The following is a 21,307-nucleotide window of genomic DNA, read 5'->3' on the forward strand; positions in this document are numbered from 1 at the left end:
TTCTCGCCCACGCGGTTCGTTTCGACACTGTGCCAGCGTACTGGTTCACCTGCCCCGAGTGCGGGGCGCACGTGGCCGTCGACGAGGGCGCGCGTGACCGCCTCCTGTCGGCCGGATGTGCCGTCTGTGGCGTGCCCGTGGGGCCGGCGGCGTTCACGGAGTCGAACACGTTCGGCACAAGTGCCTGACAGGTCGGGGCCGTCGATGCGCGTATGCACTCGGAGCGAGCGAACGTGCGCGAACTCGACGTCCGAGACGTCGACGGAGAGCCGTTTTCACACATCATGGGTGCCCTGTCGGACCTCGGGGCCGGCGAGACGCTACGGCTGGTCAACAGCTTCGAACCGGTCCCGCTGTACGGCGTGTTGGAGGAACGTGGCTACACCCACGACAGCGAACGGGTCGGCGACGACGAGTGGCACGTCTACGTCGAACGGGCGTAGATGGGTGCCCGGCGGGTATCCCGGTGGAGTCGGGCGTTCGTCGCCGCCGGCGCCGCGTTCCTCGTCGCGACGTACCTCGCGGTCGCGGCCGGCCTCGGCCGCCGAACCGTCGTCACGCTCGGACTGTACGGGTTCGTGTTCCACGTCCTCTTCGGGAAGGCCTACGCGCTGGTGCCGTCGTTCTTCGACCGGGACCTGCCGACGGCGACGCCACTGCCGGTGCAGTTCGCGCTGTCGGTGAGCGGGACCGTCGCGCTGGCCGCCGACAGCCTCGGCGTCACCGACCAGTCGTGGATCGGCGCCGCCGGCGGTGCGCTGTGGGGTCTCGGGGTCGCCGTCTCGCTCGGCACGCTGGCGTGGACCGTCCGTGACAACCTCTCCGGGGCGGCGACGGGGACGGGTGGCGCGAACGCCGACCGGCGACCGGTCGACCGACGGGCCAACACCGCCGTCCCGGTCGCCGGCACGTATCTCGCCGTCGCCGCGGCGGTGTGGCTCTCCGCCCCGTTCGGGCGCCCACCGCTCGCCACGCCACAGGTGTCGCACCTCCTCGCGGCGGGGACGGCGGCGCTACTGGTGTTCGGCGTCGGTCTGCGCCTGTTCCCGCGGTTTCTCGTCGCAGACCCGCCCCGATGGCTCGTCCCGGTCGTCCTCGTCCCGGGCGCCGTCGCACCGGCCGCGCTCGCCGCCGGGCTGTTCGACCGCCGAATCCTGCTGGCGGGCGGCGTCCTCGAAGCGGTCGCAGTCGTCGGGTTCGCCGCGACGTACCTCGCTCTCTTCGTGCGCTCGGACCGCCGCCGCGTCGGTCTCTGGGCCGTCCTGCTCGCCGTCCTCGCGGGTGTCGGCGGCGTCACGCTGGGTCTGACGCTCGCGGTCGTGGGGAGGGACCCGGCGCTGGTGACCGCGCACTACCGGGCGATGTTGCTGGGGTTTCTCGGCCTGACAATCGTGGGCGCGACGCTCCAGTTCTACCCGCCGTCGGTCGGGGCGTGGCCGCTGGCGTCCGACCGGACGGCACGGGTCGCCGTGGCACTGCTCGCTGCCGGTCTCCTCGGGCAGGGGGTGGGTCTCGTCGGCGGGCTGTCGGCACTCGAGTCGCTCGGGCACGGGGCGGGCGTGGTCGGTGCGGGGCTGTACGCGTGGCTCGTGGCGGCCGCCTTCCGGAGTCGGGCGGCCTGAGTCAGGCGTCGAGGATGGTGTCGAGCAGTTTCGTCTGGGCCGCCGCGAGGTGTTCGGCGAACGTCGAGACGGAGATGTCGAGCGCCTCGGCCACCTCGCTCGCGTTGGCGCCTTTCGGGTACTGGAAGTACCCCATCTCGATGGCCGTCTCGAGCACCTCGCGCTGGCGGTCGGTGAGACGGCTCCGGTCGACGAGGACCGAGTCCGAGGGGTTCGTCTCGCCGTCGCGGCGGAGCGAGCGCAGGGAGACGTCGCCGTAGAGCTCTTTCAGTCGCGTGACGATAGCGCGGATGCGGTCGACGTCCGGCGCGTGGAAGGTCAACAGTAACTGGCCGCTCTCGGCGCGGACGTCGGCGACGGGGCACGCGAACTCCTCGACCGTCTCACAGACACAGCCCTCGCGCTGGCGCTCGAACCGATAGCGAGCGCCGTCGCCCCCGGAGAACACCTCGTCGACGTCGCCGCGCGACTCGACGGCCCGAGCCCCGCCGTCGGCGGTGAACTCCTCTACCACCTGTCCCTCGTCGTCGTCCAGCGGTGCACTTCGCGCCACGTCGGTCACCGTCGTCCCGGCCTCCTCGGAGACGTCGGCCACCGGGCACGCGCCCGGCGAGTCCACGGACAGTTCGACCCTGATGCCCGAATCGGTCATACCCATATGTCACTGTTCCCGGGATAAAACGGGGGGCGCGCGTTCCCAGCGTGTGAAAAACCCCCTCAATCGGCCGGGTGCTGGTCGGGAACCGCCCCCTCGAACGCCTCGGGTTCGTAGGCACAGAGCGGGTCGGCCGCCAGCGGGTCGCCCGTCGTCGCGTAGGCCCGCGAGCGACTGCCGCCACAGACGCCGCGGAACTCGCAGGCCCCACACTTCCCGGTGAGGGCGTCGTCGTCACGCAACCGTCGGAACAGCGTCGAGTCCCGGTACACGTCGACGACGCTCGTCTCGCGGACGTTGCCGGCCGACTCGGGCAGGAACCCCGAGGGGTACACCTCGCCGGTGTGACTGACGAACGCGAACCCCTTGCCGGCGCGGACGCCCGTCCGACGGCGGACGCCCTCGTCGTCCTCGTCGTTCTGGAGGCCGACCCGGCGGTAGTGGGGGGCTTCCGTCGTCTTGACGCCGAACGGGGCCTCGTCGCTCACCTCGTGGAGCCACGCCATCACGCGCTCGGCCCGGTCGGGGTCGACGGGAGTCAGCACCCGGCCACGGCCGACGGGGACGAGGAAGAAGACGGACCACAGCACCGCCCCGAGGTCCGCGACCAACTCGCGGATGGCGGGCAACTGCTCGACGGTCTCCGCACAGACGGTGGTGTTGACCTGTAGCGGGATGTCGAGGTCGCGAGCCGTCTCGGCGGCGTCCATCGTCGCCGCGAAACTGCCGGTCTCCCCACGGAACCGGTCGTGGGCCGCCTCGCTCCCGCCGTCGATAGAGAGCGCCATCCGCCGGAGGCCAGCGTCGTCCAGTTCGGCCAGTCGCTCGCGGGTCAGCGAGTGGGTCCCGCTGGGGGTCAGCGTCATCCGCAACCCCCGGTCGGTGCCGTAGTCGACCAGTTCCGCCACGTCGTCGCGGGCCAGCGGGTCCCCACCCGAGAGCACGACCAGTTGCCCCTCGCCGAACTCGCGGGCCTCGTCCAGCAGGGCCTTCCCCTCGGCCGTCGTGAGTTCGTCGGGGTGGCGTCGTTGCTGGGCGTCGGCACGGCAGTGCTTGCAGGCCAACTCGCAGGCCTGGGTCAGTTCCCAGATGAGCACCAGCGGTCGCTCGTCGAAGTCCATCTCGCCGAACATCACTCGCTCACCCGTGCGCGGACGACGTGGCCGCCACAGCCACACTGGTCGACGTAGGTCAGGTCGACCCGGTCGCCGAACCGCTCCCGTAACGGTTCGTAGAGGTACATCTCCGGATGCCCGTGGGCGGCGTGCGTGACGAGGTTGACGTGGTTGCCGGCGGTGGTCTTCTCGATGGCTTCGCGGGCCTGTGCGACGACCAACTCGCGGTCGTCGGCGTGTGCCGGGCCTTCGAGGTTCGCCGACCACGAGTTGTCGTGAATCTCGTCGGTCACCGACGGCGTGCCGTCGTGGGCGTGGCTCATACGGCGACGTTCGGCCCCGCGACCGCTGTGTCCTGTCCCGAAGACGTTCGGGTCTTTACGTGACCTGTGCCTCCAGCCAGTCGAACTGGCTGTTCAGTTCCTTCCGGCGCTGGCGCTCGACGACGGTGCTGTCGAGTACCGGCCCGATGACCGCGAGGTCCAGCGCGGTGTACTCGGTCGTCGCGGTCACCTCCGTCCCCTCGTCGACGGGCGAGACGTAGTACTCGGTGCGCATCGACTCGAAGACGCCCTCGCGTTGCTCGTAGGCCAGCACCGCGTCCTCGACGTCGACGATTTCGAGGTCGAGTTCTATCTCGAAGAGGCCGACCCGGTTGCGCATCTCGATGGTGTCGCCCTCGACGGTCACGCCGTCGACACCGGTCGCGGTCATGAACGGCCCGACGTCGGCCATCGCGGCCCGCACCGCCTCCTCGTCGGCGTCGACGACGCGGGTCAGCGAGACGCGTTCCATACCGGAGTGCGGCCGGCGAGCGAGATAAGGGTTCGGTGGTCCCGAATCTGTTCGGGTCGGCTTTTTCGGGGTTCGTCCCGCTATGGCCGACCATGTGCCGACGGCTCATCCGACGGGCCAACCGGGCGGTCCTGCGGGCCATCGAGACGCCACCGGACTCCGGCATCGAGGCGCGTCTCGACGAGGTGGCGGCGAGACTCTGGTACCTCGCGGAGGCGCACCCGGAACCGCCGGACCCGGGACAGGTCTCGCGGCTTCGGGCGACGCTCTCGGCCCTCGAAGACCGGGCTGCCGACCACCGCGCGGCGCGACTCGCCGACGCGCGGCACTGTCTGGCGGCGTACGCTCGTCACCTCGACCCGGTCTGAGGCCGGCTTCGCCGTCGTTCGGGCCGCTCCGGCGTCTCTGCCACCGTCGGTTCGGCCCGTCTGGTCCACCAGCGAGCGAGCGCCACCGCACTCCAGTAGCCGAGGGTGAACACGACGAGCGACATCGTCACCAGTTCGAACACGTCACGACGCTCGACGCCGTAGTATACCTTCACAGTACCGTACGTGTTTGGCGTCGACACGTTGACGTGTGCCGACGTAGAAGTACGAACATGTTCGGGACAACTGCCCCCATCCTCCGGGCGAATATATTCGGATAAGACGATGCCTCGCGCAGAACTCACCCTCACGATACCGGACGACATCTGGATTGGCGACGTCTCCCGGGCCAACGCGGACGCGACGTTCCGTATCCTCGCGGCGCTCCCCGGCGAGGAGTCGGGCGTCGGTCTCGCGGAGGTGACCGCCGAGAACCTGCCCGCGGTGTTGCGGGACGTCGAGTCCCGGGAGGCCGTCCTCACGATGGAGATACTCTCCCACCGCGACGAGACGGCGCTGATACAGTTCGAGACGTCGACGCCGCTGCTCCTCTTCCCGGTGCAGGGCTCCGGCATCCCGCTGGAGATGCCGTTCACGCTTCAGGACGGCAAGGCCGTCTGGGAGATTACGGCGCCACAGGACCGCCTCTCCGAACTGGGCGAGCAACTCTCGGAGTTCGGCATCCCGTTCAGCGTCGAACGCGTCCAGCAACACGTCGAGTCCGAACAGTTGCTCACCGAGAGCCAACTGGAACTGCTGGAGGCCGCCGTCGAGGAGGGGTACTACGACACGCCACGGGACTGCTCGCTGACGCAACTGGCCGAGTCCGTCGGTATCGCCAAATCGACGTGTAGCGAGACGCTCCACCGCGCCGAGGAGAAGGTGGTCAAGCAGTTCGTCGACGACCTGCGGTAGGCGCGGCGAGTCGAAGCGTGTAAGAATCCCCTCCGAGATTGATACGGCATATGAGCACCGACGCGGACGAGACACACGAGAACGCCGAGCAGGACGTCATCGCCGTCGACGCCGACGACAACGAGGTGGGTCTGGTCAACCGCCTCGACGCCCACACCGGTGACGGCGTCCGGCACCGGGCGTTCACGGCACTGCTGTTCGACGAGGACGACCGAGTGTTGCTCGCCCAGCGAGCGGCCACGAAGCGTCTCTGGGACACCCACTGGGACGGCACCGTCGCCTCCCACCCCGTCGAAGGCCAGACCCAGGTCGAGGCCACAGAGGAGCGCCTCGAAGAGGAACTGGGCGTTACCCCCGACCAGTACGACGACCTGCGGGTGACCGACCGCTTCGAGTACAAGCGCTACTACGAGAACGCAGGGCTGGAGTGGGAGGTCTGTGCCGTGTTGCAGGCCACCCTCACCGACACCTCGCTGGACCCGAACCCCGAGGAGGTCGACGGCGTCATGTGGGTGCCCTACGACCGCCTGCGCGAGCATCCTGAGTACTACCGGCAACTGCGTCTCTGCCCGTGGTTCGAGATCGCGATGCGCCGCGACGAAGAGCGGTAGCGTAGTTTTTTACAGCCGTAGCGAGCAGGAGGGATATGCTCGCTCGGTTCCTCTGGGACTTCGCCCTCCCGTTGGCGGTCGTCGCCGTACTGCTCGTCGCCGTCGACCGGTACCGGGACACACGCCTGCTTGCGTACCTGACCGCCGACAGGGAGCGGACCGTCCTGTTCGTCGGCGGGACAGTATTCGTCGTCGCACTGGTCGCGAGTACCTACGTTCTGGGGTCGCCGCCGGCCCCTGTTGGGCGGTACGACTTCTCGCTGTACCACGTCGGCCTCGTCGCCCTGTCGGCGGGGGTGTTCATGACCACGCACGGCGGGCGGCACTACGGCACGGCGACGACCCTTCGCGACGCGGTCCACGTCGCTCCCAGCGACCTGCCGACGGACGGCGTGGCCGCGGTCACCGGCACGGCCGAACCGGTCGGGGGGACGGTGCCGGCCCCACACAGCGGCGAGCCGGCGCTCGTCGCGGAGGCCGGCCACGTCGTCGGCGGCGAGACGTACGCCGCGGCGGCCGACACGGGCCGGGCACAGCAACTGCTCGACGCCGAACGGGTCGAGACGGCCTTCGCGGTGACCGACGAGTACCGCGGCGTCCGGGTCGACCCCGACGGCGCGACGCTGGCCTTCCTCGTCGGCGAGACGGACGGCGCGACGCTCGAACGCCGGGTCGACGGCGGCGACGAGGTGACCATCGTCGGGCGCGTCGAGGGCGGCCGACTCGCCGACCCGCTCGTCGTCGCACACGCCGACAACCCGTCGCTCGACCGGTTCGCGACGAACGTGCCGCGCGTGGCGGCACTGGGGCCGGTCCTCGGGCTCGTCGGGGTCGCCGTGATGCTCCTGACTGCCGGCGTCGTCTGACTTTTCGGCACGGGCGCCCTATCGGGCGGTATGGAGGTGTCGCTTTACGACTCGCTCGACGGGCAGGTCGCACTGGTCACCGGGGCCACGCGCGGTATCGGGAAGGCCATCGCCGACGGCCTCGTCGACCACGGTGCGATGGTGTACGCCGGGGCGCGGGACCCGGCCGACGTGACCGCGACGGACCGCCGCGCCGTCGAACTCGACGTGACCGACGACGCCGAGATGGCGGCCGCCGTCGACCGCATCGGCGAGGAGGCGGGGTGCCTCGACGTCCTCGTCAACAACGCCGGCGTGATGGACTCCCGGGAACCGCTCGACGCGATGCCGACCGACGTCGTCGACCGCACGTTCGACACCAACCTCCGGGGACCGACGGTGCTGACGAAACAGGCCCTCCCGCTGTTGCTCGACCGCCCCGGCGGCCGCGTCGTCAACGTCTCCTCCGGACTCGGGGCCATCACCGAGCGTCAGTCCGGCGGGACGCCGGCCTATCGCATCTCGAAGACGGGACTGAACGGGCTGACGCGCTATCTCGACGGCGAGTACGCCGGCGAGGGACTGCTCGCGAACTCGGTGTGTCCGGGCTACGTCCAGACCGACATGACCGAGCAGTCCGCGCCGCGAACCCCGGAGAAGGGCGCCGAGACGCCCGTGTGGCTGGCGCGGTTCCGTCCCGACGCACCGAGTGGCCGGTTCTGGCGCGACCGGGAGCCGAAACCGTGGTAGTCAGCGCTCCACGGTCGTCGCCGCTCGGGCCCGGACGTCGGCCATAGCGTCGGGGTCGTCCGGGTCCGCCGCGGGCAGTTCTATCTCGACGGTGGTACCCGGCCCCTCGGCGAACGACAGCGTGCCGCCCGCGTTGCGGACGACCCACTTCACGAGCCACAGGCCGACGCCGGAGCCGTGCTGGAGCGGCGTCTCCTCGCCGGCGAGGATGACCTCCCGCTCGTAGGGTGCGATGCCGGGGCCGTCGTCCGAGACGCGGACGACGACGCCGCTGTCCGGACTCGCCGGCTCGACGGTGACCTCGACGGTCGGCCGCCCGTCGGCGTGTTCGATAGCGTTGTCCAGCAGTTCCTCGAAGGCGAGGGTGAGGGACGGTCCGCCCTCGACCCAGCAGTCGTCGGGGCAGGCCAGCGAGAGGCGGGTCCCCGGGTTCCGCTCCCGGACGGTGTCGACGACCGGAGCGAGTAACGGTTGCAAGCGGACCGGACGTGGCTCCTCGCTCTCCAGGGCTTCGGAGACGCGCCCTATCTTGTTGCTCCGGTCGACGATGTCGTCGACGGTCCGGACGATGCGGTCCAGTCTGTGTGCCTCGTCCGGATCCACGCTGTCGGCCAGCAGGTCGGCGTTCCCCCGGACGACGTTCATCTCGTTGCGGACGTCGTGCCGGAGCAGTCGGTTGAGCACGTCGATGCGCTGTTCGCGCTGGCGGCGGTCGGTCACGTCCCGGAGGCTGACGAGGTGGCCGGAGACGACGCCGTACGCGCGGTACAGCGGGGTCACCCGCACGTCGTAGTAGCGGACCGTGCCGTCGTGGTCGAGTCGCGTCTCCGTCTGGACTCGCTCGCCCGTCTCGGGGAGTGTGTCCGCCAGGGCGGGCAGTTCACGCCGTAAGGAGCGCCCGAGCAGCGTGGTCGGGTCCGCGTCGAACAGCGAGGCGGCGGCCTCGTTCACGTCGACGATGCGGCCAGTCTCGTCGACGATGACGACCCGGTCGTCCATCTCGGCGAAGATGGCCTCCCGGCCGAGGTCACGGGTCACCGGGGCCACGTCGAGCAACTGGCCCCGCAACAGCGCCACCGAGAGCACGATGCCCGAGACGACGTAGCCCAGACTGGTCGGGTCCACGGGCGACGTGACGACGTCGAGCGCGTGGAGCGACTGGGCCGCCGTCGGGACGGTGATAGCTATCAGGAGCGCGAGGCTCTGGGCCCGAAACAGGTCGTTCGTCCGCAACATCTGGCGGACGAGGAGGACGCCGCCGACCAGAATCAGGCCCAGCATGTACGCGAGGTGCCCCCAGTAGGCCAGTCCCCAGACCGGCACCAGCGCGCTCGCCTCGGCGACGACGACAGTGTCGGCCCCGGACCAGACGAGTCGGTGGGCGTCGTTCGACCAGACGAGCGTGACGAACGCCGCCGGTTCGACGAGCAACAGGGCGACCCGACGGCGCGTGAGCCAGTGGGGGAGGCCGGTGTACTCGAGCACCGTGACCAGCCACGCGACGGGGACGACCACCGAGAGGGTCAACTGTATCTGGAGGAACCACACCATCGTCGCCACGTCCGGCACTGCCAGTTCGAGTCCCTGCGCGACGGCCCAGAGGCTCCCGGCGACGACGAACGTCGCCAGTGGCCCGGCACCGGGACTGTCGCGGTGGAGCCAGACGAGGACGGCCACGGCCATCCCGGCCACCGCCGCGAGGAGGACAACGGACAGGGGGGACAGCAGCATCTGCTTCGACGGTTGGGAGACTCTCTGATAAACGTTCTCGGCCGAGTATCGTCGGCGATACTACGAGCGCCGCGAGCGCAACGCCGACCACACCGCGACGGCGCCCAGCAGGAACGCCGGGACGAGCGGTAGCGCCAGATACGCGGCCCGGAGCGTCAGGCCCAGCGAGCGGACCACGCCTTGGGCGGCCGGCAGGACGAGGATGGCGACGGGGATCACGAGGAAGCCGACGAGTATCATCCCGACGAGGGCCCACCCCTCCCAGCCGAACTCGTCGCTCGTCTCGGCCTGTTTCGGCGGTTCACCGCTGGGACGGTGGACGTACCCGCCGTCGTCCTCGGCGTCGTCGCCGGACGACTCGGCATCCGGCGTCACCATCACCGTCTCCTCGGCGTCGTCAGACACCGCTCTCACCGTCCGGGCCGACGACGCCGGTCGCCGAGTCGCCACGCTCGGACACGGCCGGCAGTTCGAGGGCGGGTCCGGCGCTGTCCCCGTGGATGGCGCGACGGGTGCGGTCGGTGTACTGGACAGCCTGCATACTCAGAGTTCGGGATAGCGCGCGCAAAACGCTGGCGGTCCGCCGGTCAGACTGGGTTGCGGGGGGACGGACGGTCGATTTCGAGGACGCTCACTCGGTGGTCGTCGTCCCGTTCGTGTTCGTTCCACTCGTCGAGTGCCGTCCGGTGGTCTTCGAATACCCCCTCGAACGTGCATTCGTGGCACGTGACGTGGTAGACCCGCTCCATACGAAGTTTTATATGTATAGTTATAATAAAACTTCTGGCCGAGCGATGAATAAAAAGTGTCCCGTGGGGCCGGTCCGCGGGGCCGGAAAGACTTACCACCGCCGGTCCGTCCCCCCGGTATGGTGGATTTCCAGTCCCGCGATACACGGCGAGGGGTCGGTGACGACGGGGACGAAACCGACGAGACGGACGAGGCAACGAGCGACGAGACGGCGGCCGACGAGAGCGAACCGGCCGACGCGGCCGAGAGTGTCGATGAGACGGAAAGTGCCGACGAGACGGGGGGCGACGACGCCGAGACGGTGGCGGCGGACGCGGGCGACGCCGAGGGCGAACCGACCGACGCCGCCGACACCGACGGCGAACCGACCGACGCCACCCGCCCCGCGGCGGACACGGGCAGTTCGGACACGCCGGACCCACTCGACGACGACGCGTCGCCCGACTCGGAGACGGCCCCGGATACCGACGCGACGACGGGGGCCGACCCGTCCGACGACTCGACGACCCGGTCGACGACGAGCGACACGGCCCAGTCCGCCGAGCGCCGTCTGGCCGGCGGCGCGGCGGGGTCGAAAGTCGCCACCGGGTCCCAGCAGGCCGGGGCCGACCAGTCCTCGCCGGCCGTCCGCCCGGTCGACGTGGCCCTCGTCACCGTCGGGACGACGACGGGACAGGGTTCGGACCCCACGGGCGAGGCGCTGGCGACGGCCATCGAGTCGGCCGGCCACAGCGTCACCGCACGGGAGCGACTCCGTGGCGACTACGACGGTATCCAGCAGGCGGTCGACACCGTCGTCGGCCGCGACGACGTCGAGGTGGTCGTCACCGCCGGCGGCGTCGGTATCGAACCGAGCGAGGCGACCATCGAGGCGGTCCACCCGCTGTTCGAGAAGGCCTTACCCGGGTTCGGCGAGGCGTTTCGGACGCTCCTGTTCGAGCATATCGGCACCGGCATCGTCGCGGTCCGGTCCACCGCCGGCATCGCGGACGGGACGCCCGTGTTCTGTCTCCCGGCCGACGCCGAGGCCGCCACCCTCGCGGTCGACGAGATAATCGCGACCGAGGCCCCGGAACTGGTCGCCCACTTGCAGTAGCGGCGTCGCTCCGGACGGCGTGCCGGTCGCCGGACCGGTGCCGGCCGCGGCGGGACCGGCTAATTATGAAGCCCCACCGATTTCATTCGTTTTATATCGTTTAATCCGACGAAAACGCTCGAACGCGCTCGATTTCGCCGAATCAGCGGTTTCGGCCCCAATTCCCGGTCGAAATCGGCGGTATCTACCCACTCAAACCGCGAAAAACCGGCTTAACGGCGGCCCCCCTTCAAGTGTCGGTCTCCCCACGCCCCGAGTGCAATGTCCGAACGCGAAGCCACCCGACGTGGTGTCCTGAAGGGTATCGGTGTGTCAGTCGCTGCCGCGATGGGGACGGCGGCCCTCCCCGGGTCTGCCGCCGCGAGTAGCCCGTGGGAGTCCGTCGAGTCGCCCACGGGCAACACGCTCCACGACGTCGAGTACACGGACGCGGGAGCGTACGCCGTGGCCGGCGGTGGCGTCGTCCTCGAGCGGACGGAGCTCGGCTGGAAGAAGATTATCGACGGGGGGCCGACGGGCAACGGCAACAGCCTCTACGGCGCGGACGTGACAGACGACGGCGAGGCCCTCTGGTTCGTCGGTTCCTCCGGCGCCATCGGCGAGTACGACGTCGAGTCCGGCGTCCTCACCGACCACAGCGCCCCCATGGACGTGACCAACAACTTCAACGACGTCTCGGTCACGGGTGAGGCGGGCGAAGCGAACGTCTACGTCGCCGGCGACTCGGGGAAGATGTACTACTCCTTCGAGAACGGCGCCAGCGAGACGTGGGACTACGTCACGCCCGGGTCCGGGTCGGCAATCAACGCCGTCGACTTCTTCGACGACCGGAAGGGCCACATCGTCGACGGCAACAAGTCCGTCTTCCGCACGCAGGACGGGTCGACGTGGAACAAGATCGGGCTGGCCGACGCCAACGTGAACTTCTACGGCGTCGATTCTGACGGCTTCGACGACGTGTGGGTGTCCGGCGGCGGCGGTATGATATTCCACTGGGACGGCAGCGAGTGGACGCCGTCCGACACCGGCGACGCCGGACTCCGCGACATCGAGGTCACCGACGGCGACGACGACGGCTACACCGTCGGTGGCGGCGGTAAGGTGTACGAACTGGACGGCGACTGGACCCAGAACGAGACGCCGACCGGCCAGAACCTGAAGGCCGTCGTCCGCGGCGCCACCGACATCGCCGTCGGCGCGGGCGGGACCATCGTCGAACGGTAGCGTCTCGGCTGTTCGACGGTCCGCCACCAGTCTGTGTCCCGCTCTCGGCACGCCCCACCCGACTGCCCGCCCGTCGTGACGGCTCGGCTGTCACCGCCACGGACGCCCGGTTCCGGGTCTGCCCGGTCCCCGCTGGCACCGTCGTTTTGCCGCTGGCCCACCAACTCCCCACCATGGAGACGATTCAGGTGCAGGGCGAGTCCGTCCCCGCACTCGGCCTCGGCACGTGGCAACTGACCGGCCCGGACTGCCGCGAGACGGTCCGGACGGCGCTGGAGATGGGCTACCGACACGTCGACACCGCACAGGCATACGGCAACGAACGGCAGGTCGGTATGGGAATCGACGCCGCCGACGTCGACCGCGAGGACGTGTTCCTCGTGACGAAACTCGACGGCCGCAACCGCAGCGCTCGACGGGTCCGTCAGTCCGCCCGCGAGAGCTGTAACCGGCTGGCCACCGACTACATCGACCTCCTGCTCATCCACTGGCCCAACACGCCGTGGATGGCCTCGCTGTCGGAGACCGTCGGCGCGATGAACGACCTCGTCGACGACGGCCTCGTCGAACACGTCGGCGTCAGCAACTTCTCGCGGTCCCTCCTCGACGAGGCCCGAGAACTCTCCGAGGCCCCGATTCTCACCGATCAGGTGCAGTACCACCCCTACTGGGACCAGCGCGAACTGCTCGACTACTGCCGCATCCACGACGTCCTCCTGACGGCGTACAGTCCGCTGGCTCGCGGCGGCGTCTTGGAGGACCCGGCGCTCGTCCAGATAGGGAACCGCTACGGCAAGTCGCCGGCACAGGTCGCGCTCCGGTGGCTCGTCCAGCAGGACGGCGTCGCCGCCATCCCGAAGGCGTCCAGCCGCGACCACCTCGAAGCGAACCTCGCTATCTTCGACTTCGAGTTGACCGACGCCGAGATGGAGCGCGTCCGGTCGCCCTCGAAGGCCAAGACCGGGTACCACTACCTCCGGTCGCAGTTGCCGTTCTGAGCGTGTCATAGTTTCACATACATAACGTTTTCGCGACAGGGGCGGTAGTATGCATTAGTAACCCAGTTTTAGATAGTAACCTACCGTCTCTCTGGACGTGATGGCAACCGAAACGCCACCTACGATGGAGACGTACAGCCCGGAGACCATTCTCTCGACGATGGGGTCGATACAGAAGATGCTCGTGGTCGGCGCCGTCTTCGCGGGCGTGGGGTATCTGCTCGTCGGGACCGCGCTGTTCCTCGAGTTCACCCAGTTCCACCCACTCGTCGACCAGTTCTTCGCCACGCAGACGGCACACAGCGTCGCCGGCGGTGGTCCGGACCGCGCCGGTGCGTCCCTGTTGAACGCGCAACTCGCGACCATTCATACGTTCCCGTCGCTGTTGCTCTGGCTGAAACTCGGCGGTATCGCCCACGTCCTCGTCGGCATCTTCGTCGCGCTCGCGGCCATCGTCCGCACGCTGACGCTGGTGCCGCACCGACTGGCCTACGCCATGGACGAGTGAGCGAGCGCTCGTCTAGCGCCGAGAAGGGTTTTGACGCCGGCACCCGTACGGCCGGACATGGTGACGCCGCTCACGGACGACGTCTGGTGGTACGACCTCTCGGGAGTCAACGCGTACCTCGTCGACGACGACGGGACGCTGACGCTGGTCGACGCCGGGATGCCGTGGCACGGCAACTCGCTCGTCGCCGGCGTCCGAGAGGCCGGCTTCGAGTTGCGCGACCTGGACCGGATTCTGGTGACCCACTACGACCTCGATCACGTCGGCGGCCTGTCGGCGTTCGACGGCGTCGACCTGACTATCTACGTCGGGGCGGCCGACGAACCCTACGTGACCGGGAGCGACAAACCGCCGCTCACGAACCACAAGGGGGCGCTCCAGCGACTGACTCGCCGTCTCGTCGCCACCCCGTCGAACCCCGTCGAGCCACTGGACGACGGCGACACGGTCGGGAGTTTCACCGTCCACCACACGCCCGGTCACACGCCGGGTCACGTCTGTTACGTCAGCGACGCGCTCTCGGTGGCGTTCCTCGGTGACCTCGTCCGCGAGAACCGGGGGACCCTCTCGGCGTCGCCGTGGCTCATCAGCTACGACACGGGTGCGGTCACCCGGAGTCTCCGCGAGTTCATGGACCGCGTGCCGCCGTTCGAGGCGGCCGCGATGGGCCACGGCGTCCCGTTCGCGAGGGGCGGGAGCGGGCGCGTCGCCGAGTTGGCGGCGACGGTGTGACGCTACAACTCCTCGGCGACGGCCTCGGGACTCAGCAGGTTCGGGTCGACGACGAGGTCGGTCTGTCTGCTGGCGAAGTCGGGTAGGGACCCCTCGGCGTAGACGACGACGCGAATCTTGGGGACGAGGTCCTTCGCGACGGCGATGGAGGTTGCCTGTGCCATCTCGGTGAGGAGGTAGACGTCGGCGTCGTGGACGCCCGCCTCTTCGAGGCCGGGGCGGTTGCCGACGTCGGCGACGGTGACGGTGTGGCCCTCGGCTTCGAGTGCGTCGGTGAGGCCGTCCGGGTCGGACCCGACGAGCACGACCTTCATTCGTACTCGATGGTCGCGGGCGGTTTGTGCGTGACGTCGTAGACGACCCGGGCGACGTTCTCGTGGGCACCGGTGATGCGGGACTGCATCCGCTGGAGCGTGTCCCAGTCGAGTTCCTGTGCGCGGGCGGTCATGCCGTCGCGGGACTCGACGGACCGCACTGCGACGACCCAGCCGTGGACGCGGTTGTCTCCCTTGACGCCGGTGGCCTTCCCGATGACGGCCGCGAGCGCCTGCCACGGTTCGTACTCCGCCAACTCCTCCTCGACGACGTGGTTTGCCTCGCGGGCGACTTCGAGTTTCTCCTCGGTGACCTCGCCGATGATGCGGACGGCCAGTCCGGGGCCGGGGAACGGCATCCGCTCGGAGATTATCTCCTCTAAGTCCAGCGCGCGGGCGACTTCCCGGACCTCGTCCTTGTAGAGGTCACGCATCGGTTCGACGATGCCCTCGAAGTCGATGCGCTCGGGGAGACCGCCGACGTTGTGGTGGGATTTGATGGTCCCCTCGCTCTCGATGCGGTCGGGGTAGATGGTCCCCTGCACGAGGTAGTCGGCGTCGACGTCGCGGGCGACTTCCTCGAACTCCCGGATGAACTGCTCGCCGATGATGTGGCGCTTCTCCTCGGGGTCCGTCTCGCCTTCGAGTTCCTCCAGGAAGCGGTCCTGGGCCTCGACGATTCGGAGCGAGTCCATGTAGTCGAACGTCTCGCGAATCTCCTCGGTCTCGCCTTTCCGCATCAGACCGGTGTCGACGTACACCGCAGTCAACTGATCGCCGATGGCCTCGTAGGCCAGCGCCGCGGCGGTGGAGGAGTCGACGCCGCCCGACAATCCGATGACGGCGTTCTCGTCGCCGACCGCCTCGGCGATCTCGGCTTTGGCCTCCGCGATGAACTCCTCGACGTCCACCATCAGTGGCTCACCTCCTCGGACTCGAGGGCGTGAGGGTCGTCGCCCAGCACGGCCTCCAGCAGGCCGACGAAGGGCGGACTCGCCCTCGTGGGTCGCGAGCGGAACTCGGGGTGGAACTGCGTCCCGATGAAGTACGGGTGGTCCTCGGGCGCGAGTTCGAGTATCTCCATACGGTTCCCGGAGCGCCCGGAGAACTTCAGCCCGGCGTCTTCGAGCTGGTCGAAGTACTCGGGGTTGACCTCGTAGCGGTGGCGGTGTCGCTCGGTGCAGGACGTACCGCCGTACAGCGCGGCGGCGAGCGTCCCGGCGTCGATGTCCGTCTCGTGAGCGCCGAGTCGCATCGTCCCGCCCATGTCCTCTATCTCGTACTGCTCGGGCAGGATGTCGATGACCGGGTGGGGCGTGTCCTCGTCGAGTTCGGCGGAGTGGGCGCCCTCCAGTCCGAGGACGTTCCGGGCGTACTCGATGACCGCTAGCTGGAAGCCCAGACAGAGGCCGAGGTAGGGGATATCGTTCTCGCGGGCGTACCGGATGGCGTCTATCTTGCCCTGTGTGCCGCGCGTGCCGAAGCCACCGGGGACGACGATGGCGTCGGCCTCGCGCATCCGGTCCTCGTGGTGGTTAGGCATCTTCTCGGAGTTGACCCACTCGACGTTCACGTCGACGTTCTTCTCCAGTCCGGCGTGTTTCAGCGCCTCGTGGACCGACATGTAGGCGTCTTCGAGGTCGTACTTGCCCACGAGCGCGACGTCGACCTCGCCGTCGGTCTGCTGGGTGACGAGTTCGCGCCAGCGGTTCTCGCGCTCGTCTTCCGGCAGGGCCTCGTCGGCGATGTCTAGCTGTTCCATCACGTACTCGTCGAGGCCCTCCTCCTCGACCATCAGGGGGACGTGGTAGATGTCGTCGACGTCCGGGTTCGAGAAGACGGCCTCGGTGGGGACGTCACAGAACAGCGCTATCTTCTCGCGCGTGTCGATGTCGAGTTTGTCCGAACAGCGGCCGACCAGGATGTCCGGCTGGAGGCCGATACTGCGGAGTTCCTTCACGGAGTGTTGCGTGGGTTTGGTCTTCTGCTCGCCGTTCTTCGAGTAGGGGACGAGCGTGACGTGGGTGAAGAGGATGTCGTCCTCGTCCTCCTCGTGGGCGAACTGGCGCAGGGCCTCCAGATAGGGCATCCCCTCGATGTCGCCGACGGTGCCGCCGACTTCGATGATACAGACGTCGTTGCCCTCGGCGGCCTCGCGGATGCGCCGCTTGATGTCGTCGGTGATGTGCGGGATGATCTGGACGGTGCGACCGAGGTAGTCGCCCGCGCGCTCCTTCTCGATGACGTGCTGGTAGGTCTTCCCCGTCGTGACGTTGTGGTCGAACGTCATGTCGATGTCGAGGAAGCGCTCGTAGTTGCCGAGGTCTAAGTCGACCTCGCCCCCGTCTTTGAGCACGTACACCTCGCCGTGCTGGAAGGGGTTCATGGTACCGGCGTCGACGTTCAGATACGGGTCGATTTTGACCGCTGTAACGTCGAACCCGGCGTTCTTGAGGAGCCTGCCCGTGCTGGCGGCGGTGATGCCTTTCCCCAGACCAGACATCACGCCACCGGTGACGAAGATGAACTTCCGACCCAGTTCCGGGTCGTAGTCCGTTTCGGGTTCGGTCGGCATACCGACCGTGGACAGTGTGTCGTCAAAACGGTTTCGGGACACCCCTCGTTCGTCACGCCCTGTCAGTCAGAAACTGGACGTTTGTGTCGTCGCCGCGGTCTCGACGGAGATGTCTCACCGGACCAGCGCCCGACTCACGGCGACGACCAGCGCGAGCGACAGCGCCGAGAAGACGGCGTCGTCCGTGGCGGCACCCACGGCGAGGAACAGCGCCAGTCCGGCGAGGAAGCCGGCGACGAGCGAGACGGCTCCGTGGCTGACCCGTCGGTGGACGGGCCGCGACCCTGCTGTGGCCATACTTCACAATCGTTCGTGATGTATTGTAAACGTACGCCCGAACTCACCGGCCGAGTCGACGGTTCAGTTCGCGACCGGCTGTGAGATAATCCACAGCGAGACCACGGTGTATCCCACCATGACGACGACCAGCGGGAGGTGGGCCCGTCGCCCGCCGGCGCGGCCGTACCGCGCGACAGCGACGGTGTGAGCGGCGACGACGGCGACGAGGTGACCCCCGACGACGAGCGCCACTTGTGACCCCCAGAACGCCGCGAGCGAGAGGCCCGCGACGGGGTCGGGCGCGACCACCCCTCCGGTCGTCAGGTCGAGGAGCGTCCCGATGTTCCGGAAGACGAACGGGTAGGTGTGGGCCACCTCGTAGGCCCCGGCGATGGGGAGCAGCGAGGCGGCGAAGGCCGTCGCTGTCCGGCCGACCGACTGCGACTCGCCCGCGGCGGCGTCGACGAGCGAGACGGCAGCCCAGTAGCTCCCGAGAAACGCCCCGAACCCGGCGAGATACAGTACGACGGCGGCGGGAGTCGGCCCGAGCACGCCGGGCATGGCGGCCAGTAGCGCTCGGAACGTCGCCGTCTCCGCCAGCCCGTCGAAACTGACCGTGTAGAGGGCGAGGACGACGAACGCCACCGTCGAGGCGTCGGTGACGGTGCGGGTGCAGGCCCGCCACGGCGCTCGGAGCGTCACCCGATACCCGCCGTCGGTCCGGTCGAGGTGAACCGGTGCGATTCGCCCCAGCAGTCGGTACAGCACCGCCAGCGGGTCGGTCCGGCGGAGCCACGTCGGCCCGAACGCGAGCGCTCCGACGACCATCACGAGGGCGTAGGCGGCGACCAGCGCGGCCGTGAGACGCGGGGACCGCGGGAGCGTCGTGAGGTTCTCGACGACGCCGACGAGGAGTGCGAACCCGACGACTGCGGGCCAGTCGCCGAGCGGTTCGGGGTACTCGCCAAGCAGTGCCGGCGGGTCCCCCTCGAGCCACGCGAGGCCCGCGTAGAGCGTGCCCCACGGCGAGACGACGCGCCACGGACTCCCGGCGACGACGGCGAGGAGGGCGAGCCCTTTCAGCCACACCGGCCAGAACAGCACCGTCGCGACGTTCTCCGACGCGATTTGCTGGCCGAAGACGCCGCTCGCGAGGACGGCGACCAGCGCGAACAGGCCGACGGCCCGCCCGACGTTGGCGAGCGTCTGTGCGGCCCAGTACGGCAGCGCGAGCGACGGCGTCCCGTGGTCGCCGCCGACGTCTCGCTCGCCGACTGCCAGCCACCCCGCAGTGACGGCGACGGTACCGCCCGCGCCGGCGTACAGGAGCCACAGCGGAATCGGTGCCTCGACGCCGCCGCCGACGCTGCCGTGGGCGCTCGCGACGCCGACGAACCCGAGGGCCGCGAGCGTCGTGACGGCGAGCGCGAGCGCCCGACGGCGGCGACGGTCCATACCCGAGACTGCCCGGCCGGCAGGCAAGTACGTACCGCTCTCGTCTGCCCGGCGCACACGATAGCCGACCTTATGCTCGCCGAACGTGGAGTGTCGACAATGCGACCCCGGACGGCGCTCGTCGCGCTACTGGTCTGTGGTGCGCTGGCCGCCGTCCTCGCCGTCGGCGTGACGGCCGAGGGCGGGGCACTCACGCAGACGTGGGTGAGCGACACGGCCCGCCAGAACGAGGTGAACCACCACGCCGTCGGCGTCGGCCCGCGCGGCGACGTCCTCGTCGCGCCCGTCGCGGCCGTCCCGAACGCCGAGCCCATCGGCCCGGACTCCTGTTCGCTCGTCCGCCTCCGACCGAGCGACGGAGCGACGCGCTGGCGGTGGAGCGTCCCGGCCGAGGCGTGTTTCACCCACGCACTCACCCAACCGGCCGTCGCGGACGTGGACGGCGACGGCGGACTGGAGGCCGCCGTCGGCACGACGGAGAACGCCGTCGTCGTCCTCGACGCGGCTACCGGGACCGAGGAGTGGCGGGTCCCACTCTCGACGTACGGATACGGCCAGCCCTCGGTCGGCAACGTCACCGGCGACGCTGGCCCGGAAGTAGTCACCAGCGACATCGCCGGAACGCTCGTCGTCGCCCACGGCGACGGAACCGTCGCGTGGCGCCGGGACACGAACATGACCGTGTGGGCGCGCCCACGACTGGCGGACGTAGACGGTGACGGCACACAGGAGGTGGTTGTCGGCGGCGACGGCGGCGTCGTCGTCTACGAGGGTGACGGCACCGAGCGGTGGCGGGCCGACGTCGACGCGACGACGCTCGCCGTCGGTCCGGACGGGACGGTGCTGGCGGGCAGTACGGGTCGGTTGACCGCGCTCGACGGGGCCACCGGCGAGCGACGGTGGCGGACGAACGTCGGCGGGACGCCCCGCATCCACGACGTGGGCGACGCCGACGGCGACGGCCACGCCGAGGTGTACGCCGGCGTCCCGGTCAACACGGTGCTGGCCGTCGGCGTCGACGCCGGCGAGACGGAGTGGCGAACGTCGCTGGGCGGCGGCGAGCGACAGACGGCGTACGCGCCGGTACTGGGTGACGTGGACGGCGACGGCACGCAGGACGTCGTCGCGGTGACGAACGGGGGGACGGTCGCGGTTCTCGACGGCCGGACCGGCGAGGAACGCGCCGCGTACGAGCGCTCGGTCCCTATCTGGACGTTCGCGACGCCGGCCGACCTCGACGGCGACGACGGCGCGGAGGTGCTGCTCCGGTACGGCGACGGCCGGGTCGTCGCGCTGGACTGGACCACCTCCGGCGGGAGCGCGCTCGCGGCCCAGCCACTCCCTACAGGTGGGCGCTGAGGAACGTCGCCACCACGTCGGCCACCTTGTCGGCCTGCCCGACGAAGTGGTGGTCCGCGGCGACGGACTCGACGTCGTGGTCGCGCTCCCGTGCGCGCTCGACGACCGGCCGCCAGTCGACGGTGTCGTCTCGCTCGCCGTAGACGACCTGTACCGGGCAGTCGACGGCGTCGAGGGCGTCGGCCGCGGACGCTCCGCCGCTCGTCGCCGGCGGCGCGAGCACGGACAGTGCGCCGGGAGCGGCCTCGCCTCCTTCGGCGGCCGCTCGAACTGCGACGCCGGCCCCGAAACTGTAGCCGAACAGGCCGACGGCCTCGTAGCGGTCGGTCGCCCACGCCAGCGCGTTCTCGGCGTCGACCCGCTCACCGCGCCCCTCGTCCCACGGTCCGTAGTCGAACCGCAGACAGGCCACGTCGGGACCGAGCGCGTCGCTCACCGCCCGAAGCCGCTGGTCCGACCGGCTACCGCCGTACTGTGGGTGTGGCGGGCAGGCGACGACGACGCGGTCGGCCGCCGCCGAGTCGAGGGTCGCCACCACCTCGCGGCCGCCGGGGACGTGTACTCGTTCGCTCATACCGACAGCGTCGGCACCTGCGACCCTGTATCTGTC

The 21,307-nt window shown here is 69.4% G+C and carries 29 protein-coding genes; 14 read left to right on the top strand and 15 right to left on the bottom strand.

Annotation, left to right across the window (positions count from 1 at the left end; genetic code table 11):
- Window positions 1-29 precede the first annotated feature (29 nt).
- Genes EGH21_RS11755 through EGH21_RS11765 form a run of 3 tightly spaced genes read left to right on the top strand, consistent with a single transcriptional unit; the run spans window position 30 to window position 1,622 of the window.
- Window positions 30-188 (top strand): DUF7560 family zinc ribbon protein, encoded by a 159-nt coding sequence (locus EGH21_RS11755; RefSeq protein ID WP_220618670.1) that lies wholly within the window; start codon window positions 30-32, stop codon window positions 186-188.
- Window positions 189-212: 24 nt separating this feature from the next.
- A complete protein-coding gene (locus EGH21_RS11760; RefSeq protein WP_220618671.1) occupies window positions 213-443 on the top strand; it encodes a DUF2249 domain-containing protein in 231 nt (76 codons plus the stop codon).
- On the top strand, window positions 444-1,622 hold the full coding sequence (locus EGH21_RS11765; protein ID WP_220618672.1) for a hypothetical protein: 1,179 nt from the start codon (window positions 444-446) through the stop codon (window positions 1,620-1,622).
- Between the two features lies 1 nt (window position 1,623).
- On the opposite strand, the gene EGH21_RS11770 is transcribed toward EGH21_RS11765, so the two are convergent.
- The 4 genes from EGH21_RS11770 to EGH21_RS11785 form a co-directional block, all read right to left on the bottom strand.
- Window positions 1,624-2,274, bottom strand: coding sequence for a helix-turn-helix domain-containing protein (locus EGH21_RS11770; RefSeq protein WP_220618673.1), 651 nt, complete (start codon window positions 2,272-2,274; stop codon window positions 1,624-1,626).
- 65 nt (window positions 2,275-2,339) lie between these two features.
- A complete protein-coding gene (locus tag EGH21_RS11775; protein WP_220618674.1) occupies window positions 2,340-3,410 on the bottom strand; it encodes a radical SAM/SPASM domain-containing protein in 1,071 nt (356 codons plus the stop codon).
- On the bottom strand, window positions 3,410-3,715 hold the full coding sequence (locus tag EGH21_RS11780) for a CGCGG family putative rSAM-modified RiPP protein (protein WP_220618675.1): 306 nt from the start codon (window positions 3,713-3,715) through the stop codon (window positions 3,410-3,412). Before EGH21_RS11780 ends, EGH21_RS11775 begins: the two co-directional genes overlap by 1 nt.
- A gap of 55 nt (window positions 3,716-3,770) precedes the next feature.
- A complete protein-coding gene (locus tag EGH21_RS11785; RefSeq protein ID WP_220618676.1) occupies window positions 3,771-4,187 on the bottom strand; it encodes an SRPBCC family protein in 417 nt (138 codons plus the stop codon).
- 92 nt (window positions 4,188-4,279) lie between these two features.
- On the opposite strand from EGH21_RS11785, the gene EGH21_RS11790 reads away from it, so the two are divergent.
- Window positions 4,280-4,555: a DUF7553 family protein gene (locus EGH21_RS11790; protein ID WP_220618677.1), complete on the top strand. Its 276-nt coding sequence runs from the start codon at window positions 4,280-4,282 to the stop codon at window positions 4,553-4,555.
- Here the strand turns inward: EGH21_RS11790 and EGH21_RS11795 are convergent.
- The gene (locus EGH21_RS11795; protein WP_220618678.1) at window positions 4,537-4,758 is read right to left on the bottom strand and encodes a hypothetical protein; all 222 of its coding nucleotides are present in this window, start codon (window positions 4,756-4,758) and stop codon (window positions 4,537-4,539) included. The genes EGH21_RS11790 and EGH21_RS11795 overlap by 19 nt on opposite strands.
- 82 nt (window positions 4,759-4,840) lie before the next feature.
- Between EGH21_RS11795 and EGH21_RS11800 the strand changes: the two genes are divergently transcribed.
- Genes EGH21_RS11800 through EGH21_RS11815 form a run of 4 tightly spaced genes read left to right on the top strand, consistent with a single transcriptional unit; the run spans window position 4,841 to window position 7,676 of the window.
- A complete protein-coding gene (locus EGH21_RS11800) occupies window positions 4,841-5,470 on the top strand; it encodes a helix-turn-helix domain-containing protein (protein ID WP_220618679.1) in 630 nt (209 codons plus the stop codon).
- 50 nt (window positions 5,471-5,520) lie between these two features.
- On the top strand, window positions 5,521-6,081 hold the full coding sequence (gene idi, locus EGH21_RS11805) for an isopentenyl-diphosphate Delta-isomerase (RefSeq protein WP_220618680.1): 561 nt from the start codon (window positions 5,521-5,523) through the stop codon (window positions 6,079-6,081).
- A 35-nt stretch (window positions 6,082-6,116) separates the two neighbouring features.
- A complete protein-coding gene (locus EGH21_RS11810; RefSeq protein WP_220618681.1) occupies window positions 6,117-6,947 on the top strand; it encodes a hypothetical protein in 831 nt (276 codons plus the stop codon).
- 30 nt (window positions 6,948-6,977) lie between these two features.
- On the top strand, window positions 6,978-7,676 hold the full coding sequence (locus EGH21_RS11815) for an SDR family NAD(P)-dependent oxidoreductase (RefSeq protein WP_220618682.1): 699 nt from the start codon (window positions 6,978-6,980) through the stop codon (window positions 7,674-7,676).
- Here EGH21_RS11815 and EGH21_RS11820 read toward each other — a convergent pair whose 3' ends face one another.
- From EGH21_RS11820 to EGH21_RS11835, 4 genes are read right to left on the bottom strand one after another with little or no spacing between them, the layout of a single operon-like run.
- Entirely contained in the window at window positions 7,677-9,407 is a 1,731-nt protein-coding gene (locus tag EGH21_RS11820) for a histidine kinase N-terminal 7TM domain-containing protein (protein WP_220618683.1), read from the bottom strand. It abuts the gene before it with no gap.
- A 60-nt stretch (window positions 9,408-9,467) separates the two neighbouring features.
- Window positions 9,468-9,812 carry a DUF7977 family protein gene (locus tag EGH21_RS11825; RefSeq protein WP_425433304.1) on the bottom strand — a complete coding sequence of 115 codons (345 nt, stop codon included), beginning with the start codon at window positions 9,810-9,812 and terminating at the stop codon, window positions 9,468-9,470.
- Window positions 9,805-9,948, bottom strand: a complete 144-nt coding sequence (locus EGH21_RS11830; protein ID WP_220618684.1) for a hypothetical protein — start codon at window positions 9,946-9,948, stop codon at window positions 9,805-9,807. The genes EGH21_RS11825 and EGH21_RS11830 overlap by 8 nt, the downstream gene beginning before the upstream one ends.
- Before the next feature lie 46 nt (window positions 9,949-9,994).
- Window positions 9,995-10,156 carry a hypothetical protein gene (locus EGH21_RS11835; RefSeq protein WP_220618685.1) on the bottom strand — a complete coding sequence of 54 codons (162 nt, stop codon included), beginning with the start codon at window positions 10,154-10,156 and terminating at the stop codon, window positions 9,995-9,997.
- 119 nt (window positions 10,157-10,275) lie between these two features.
- On the opposite strand from EGH21_RS11835, the gene EGH21_RS11840 reads away from it, so the two are divergent.
- The 5 genes from EGH21_RS11840 (at window position 10,276) to EGH21_RS11860 (ending at window position 14,715) form a co-directional block, all read left to right on the top strand.
- Window positions 10,276-11,253 carry a MogA/MoaB family molybdenum cofactor biosynthesis protein gene (locus tag EGH21_RS11840; RefSeq protein ID WP_220618686.1) on the top strand — a complete coding sequence of 326 codons (978 nt, stop codon included), beginning with the start codon at window positions 10,276-10,278 and terminating at the stop codon, window positions 11,251-11,253.
- A 261-nt stretch (window positions 11,254-11,514) separates the two neighbouring features.
- Window positions 11,515-12,477, top strand: coding sequence for a WD40/YVTN/BNR-like repeat-containing protein (locus tag EGH21_RS11845; protein ID WP_220618687.1), 963 nt, complete (start codon window positions 11,515-11,517; stop codon window positions 12,475-12,477).
- Window positions 12,478-12,650: 173 nt separating this feature from the next.
- Entirely contained in the window at window positions 12,651-13,475 is an 825-nt protein-coding gene (locus tag EGH21_RS11850; protein ID WP_220618688.1) for an aldo/keto reductase, read from the top strand.
- Window positions 13,476-13,575: 100 nt separating this feature from the next.
- Window positions 13,576-13,983, top strand: a complete 408-nt coding sequence (locus EGH21_RS11855; RefSeq protein ID WP_220618689.1) for a hypothetical protein — start codon at window positions 13,576-13,578, stop codon at window positions 13,981-13,983.
- Window positions 13,984-14,040: 57 nt separating this feature from the next.
- Window positions 14,041-14,715, top strand: coding sequence for an MBL fold metallo-hydrolase (locus tag EGH21_RS11860; protein WP_220618690.1), 675 nt, complete (start codon window positions 14,041-14,043; stop codon window positions 14,713-14,715).
- A 2-nt stretch (window positions 14,716-14,717) separates the two neighbouring features.
- Here the strand turns inward: EGH21_RS11860 and EGH21_RS11865 are convergent, their stop codons facing one another.
- From EGH21_RS11865 to EGH21_RS11885, 5 genes are all read right to left on the bottom strand, one after another.
- Window positions 14,718-15,029, bottom strand: a complete 312-nt coding sequence (locus EGH21_RS11865) for a DUF7126 family protein (RefSeq protein ID WP_220618691.1) — start codon at window positions 15,027-15,029, stop codon at window positions 14,718-14,720.
- Window positions 15,026-15,943: a glutamine-hydrolyzing GMP synthase gene (gene guaA / locus EGH21_RS11870; protein WP_220618692.1), complete on the bottom strand. Its 918-nt coding sequence runs from the start codon at window positions 15,941-15,943 to the stop codon at window positions 15,026-15,028. Before guaA ends, EGH21_RS11865 begins: the two co-directional genes overlap by 4 nt.
- Window positions 15,943-17,604 carry a CTP synthase gene (locus tag EGH21_RS11875; RefSeq protein WP_220618693.1) on the bottom strand — a complete coding sequence of 554 codons (1,662 nt, stop codon included), beginning with the start codon at window positions 17,602-17,604 and terminating at the stop codon, window positions 15,943-15,945. Before EGH21_RS11875 ends, guaA begins: the two co-directional genes overlap by 1 nt.
- Before the next feature lie 114 nt (window positions 17,605-17,718).
- On the bottom strand, window positions 17,719-17,901 hold the full coding sequence (locus EGH21_RS11880) for a hypothetical protein (RefSeq protein WP_220618694.1): 183 nt from the start codon (window positions 17,899-17,901) through the stop codon (window positions 17,719-17,721).
- A gap of 63 nt (window positions 17,902-17,964) precedes the next feature.
- Entirely contained in the window at window positions 17,965-19,338 is a 1,374-nt protein-coding gene (locus EGH21_RS11885) for a hypothetical protein (RefSeq protein WP_220618695.1), read from the bottom strand.
- Between the two features lie 99 nt (window positions 19,339-19,437).
- Here EGH21_RS11885 and EGH21_RS11890 point away from each other — a divergent pair, with 99 nt between their 5' ends.
- Window positions 19,438-20,697, top strand: a complete 1,260-nt coding sequence (locus tag EGH21_RS11890; protein ID WP_220618696.1) for an outer membrane protein assembly factor BamB family protein — start codon at window positions 19,438-19,440, stop codon at window positions 20,695-20,697.
- Here EGH21_RS11890 and EGH21_RS11895 read toward each other — a convergent pair.
- Window positions 20,681-21,271 carry a dienelactone hydrolase family protein gene (locus EGH21_RS11895; RefSeq protein ID WP_220618697.1) on the bottom strand — a complete coding sequence of 197 codons (591 nt, stop codon included), beginning with the start codon at window positions 21,269-21,271 and terminating at the stop codon, window positions 20,681-20,683. The genes EGH21_RS11890 and EGH21_RS11895 overlap by 17 nt on opposite strands.
- Between the last annotated feature and the right edge of the window lie 36 nt (window positions 21,272-21,307).

Source organism: Haloarcula rubra, from assembly GCF_019599465.1.
In the GTDB taxonomy this organism is placed as follows: domain Archaea; phylum Halobacteriota; class Halobacteria; order Halobacteriales; family Haloarculaceae; genus Haloarcula; species Haloarcula rubra.

Coding starts and splice junctions, on each gene's coding strand:
- EGH21_RS11820 (WP_220618683.1), bottom strand. CDS start 9,407: ATGCTGCTGTCCCCCCTGTCCGTTGTCCTCCTCGCGGCGGTGGCCGGG.
- guaA (WP_220618692.1), bottom strand. CDS start 15,943: ATGGTGGACGTCGAGGAGTTCATCGCGGAGGCCAAAGCCGAGATCGCC.
- EGH21_RS11890 (WP_220618696.1), top strand. CDS start 19,438: ATGCGACCCCGGACGGCGCTCGTCGCGCTACTGGTCTGTGGTGCGCTG.
- EGH21_RS11830 (WP_220618684.1), bottom strand. CDS start 9,948: ATGCAGGCTGTCCAGTACACCGACCGCACCCGTCGCGCCATCCACGGG.
- EGH21_RS11810 (WP_220618681.1), top strand. CDS start 6,117: ATGCTCGCTCGGTTCCTCTGGGACTTCGCCCTCCCGTTGGCGGTCGTC.
- EGH21_RS11880 (WP_220618694.1), bottom strand. CDS start 17,901: ATGGCCACAGCAGGGTCGCGGCCCGTCCACCGACGGGTCAGCCACGGA.
- EGH21_RS11860 (WP_220618690.1), top strand. CDS start 14,041: ATGGTGACGCCGCTCACGGACGACGTCTGGTGGTACGACCTCTCGGGA.
- EGH21_RS11780 (WP_220618675.1), bottom strand. CDS start 3,715: ATGAGCCACGCCCACGACGGCACGCCGTCGGTGACCGACGAGATTCAC.
- EGH21_RS11855 (WP_220618689.1), top strand. CDS start 13,576: ATGGCAACCGAAACGCCACCTACGATGGAGACGTACAGCCCGGAGACC.
- EGH21_RS11765 (WP_220618672.1), top strand. CDS start 444: ATGGGTGCCCGGCGGGTATCCCGGTGGAGTCGGGCGTTCGTCGCCGCC.
- EGH21_RS11840 (WP_220618686.1), top strand. CDS start 10,276: ATGGTGGATTTCCAGTCCCGCGATACACGGCGAGGGGTCGGTGACGAC.
- EGH21_RS11875 (WP_220618693.1), bottom strand. CDS start 17,604: ATGCCGACCGAACCCGAAACGGACTACGACCCGGAACTGGGTCGGAAG.
- EGH21_RS11845 (WP_220618687.1), top strand. CDS start 11,515: ATGTCCGAACGCGAAGCCACCCGACGTGGTGTCCTGAAGGGTATCGGT.
- EGH21_RS11885 (WP_220618695.1), bottom strand. CDS start 19,338: ATGGACCGTCGCCGCCGTCGGGCGCTCGCGCTCGCCGTCACGACGCTC.
- EGH21_RS11800 (WP_220618679.1), top strand. CDS start 4,841: ATGCCTCGCGCAGAACTCACCCTCACGATACCGGACGACATCTGGATT.
- EGH21_RS11815 (WP_220618682.1), top strand. CDS start 6,978: ATGGAGGTGTCGCTTTACGACTCGCTCGACGGGCAGGTCGCACTGGTC.
- EGH21_RS11850 (WP_220618688.1), top strand. CDS start 12,651: ATGGAGACGATTCAGGTGCAGGGCGAGTCCGTCCCCGCACTCGGCCTC.
- EGH21_RS11770 (WP_220618673.1), bottom strand. CDS start 2,274: ATGACCGATTCGGGCATCAGGGTCGAACTGTCCGTGGACTCGCCGGGC.
- idi (WP_220618680.1), top strand. CDS start 5,521: ATGAGCACCGACGCGGACGAGACACACGAGAACGCCGAGCAGGACGTC.
- EGH21_RS11760 (WP_220618671.1), top strand. CDS start 213: ATGCACTCGGAGCGAGCGAACGTGCGCGAACTCGACGTCCGAGACGTC.
- EGH21_RS11895 (WP_220618697.1), bottom strand. CDS start 21,271: ATGAGCGAACGAGTACACGTCCCCGGCGGCCGCGAGGTGGTGGCGACC.
- EGH21_RS11865 (WP_220618691.1), bottom strand. CDS start 15,029: ATGAAGGTCGTGCTCGTCGGGTCCGACCCGGACGGCCTCACCGACGCA.
- EGH21_RS11835 (WP_220618685.1), bottom strand. CDS start 10,156: ATGGAGCGGGTCTACCACGTCACGTGCCACGAATGCACGTTCGAGGGG.
- EGH21_RS11790 (WP_220618677.1), top strand. CDS start 4,280: ATGTGCCGACGGCTCATCCGACGGGCCAACCGGGCGGTCCTGCGGGCC.
- EGH21_RS11775 (WP_220618674.1), bottom strand. CDS start 3,410: ATGTTCGGCGAGATGGACTTCGACGAGCGACCGCTGGTGCTCATCTGG.
- EGH21_RS11785 (WP_220618676.1), bottom strand. CDS start 4,187: ATGGAACGCGTCTCGCTGACCCGCGTCGTCGACGCCGACGAGGAGGCG.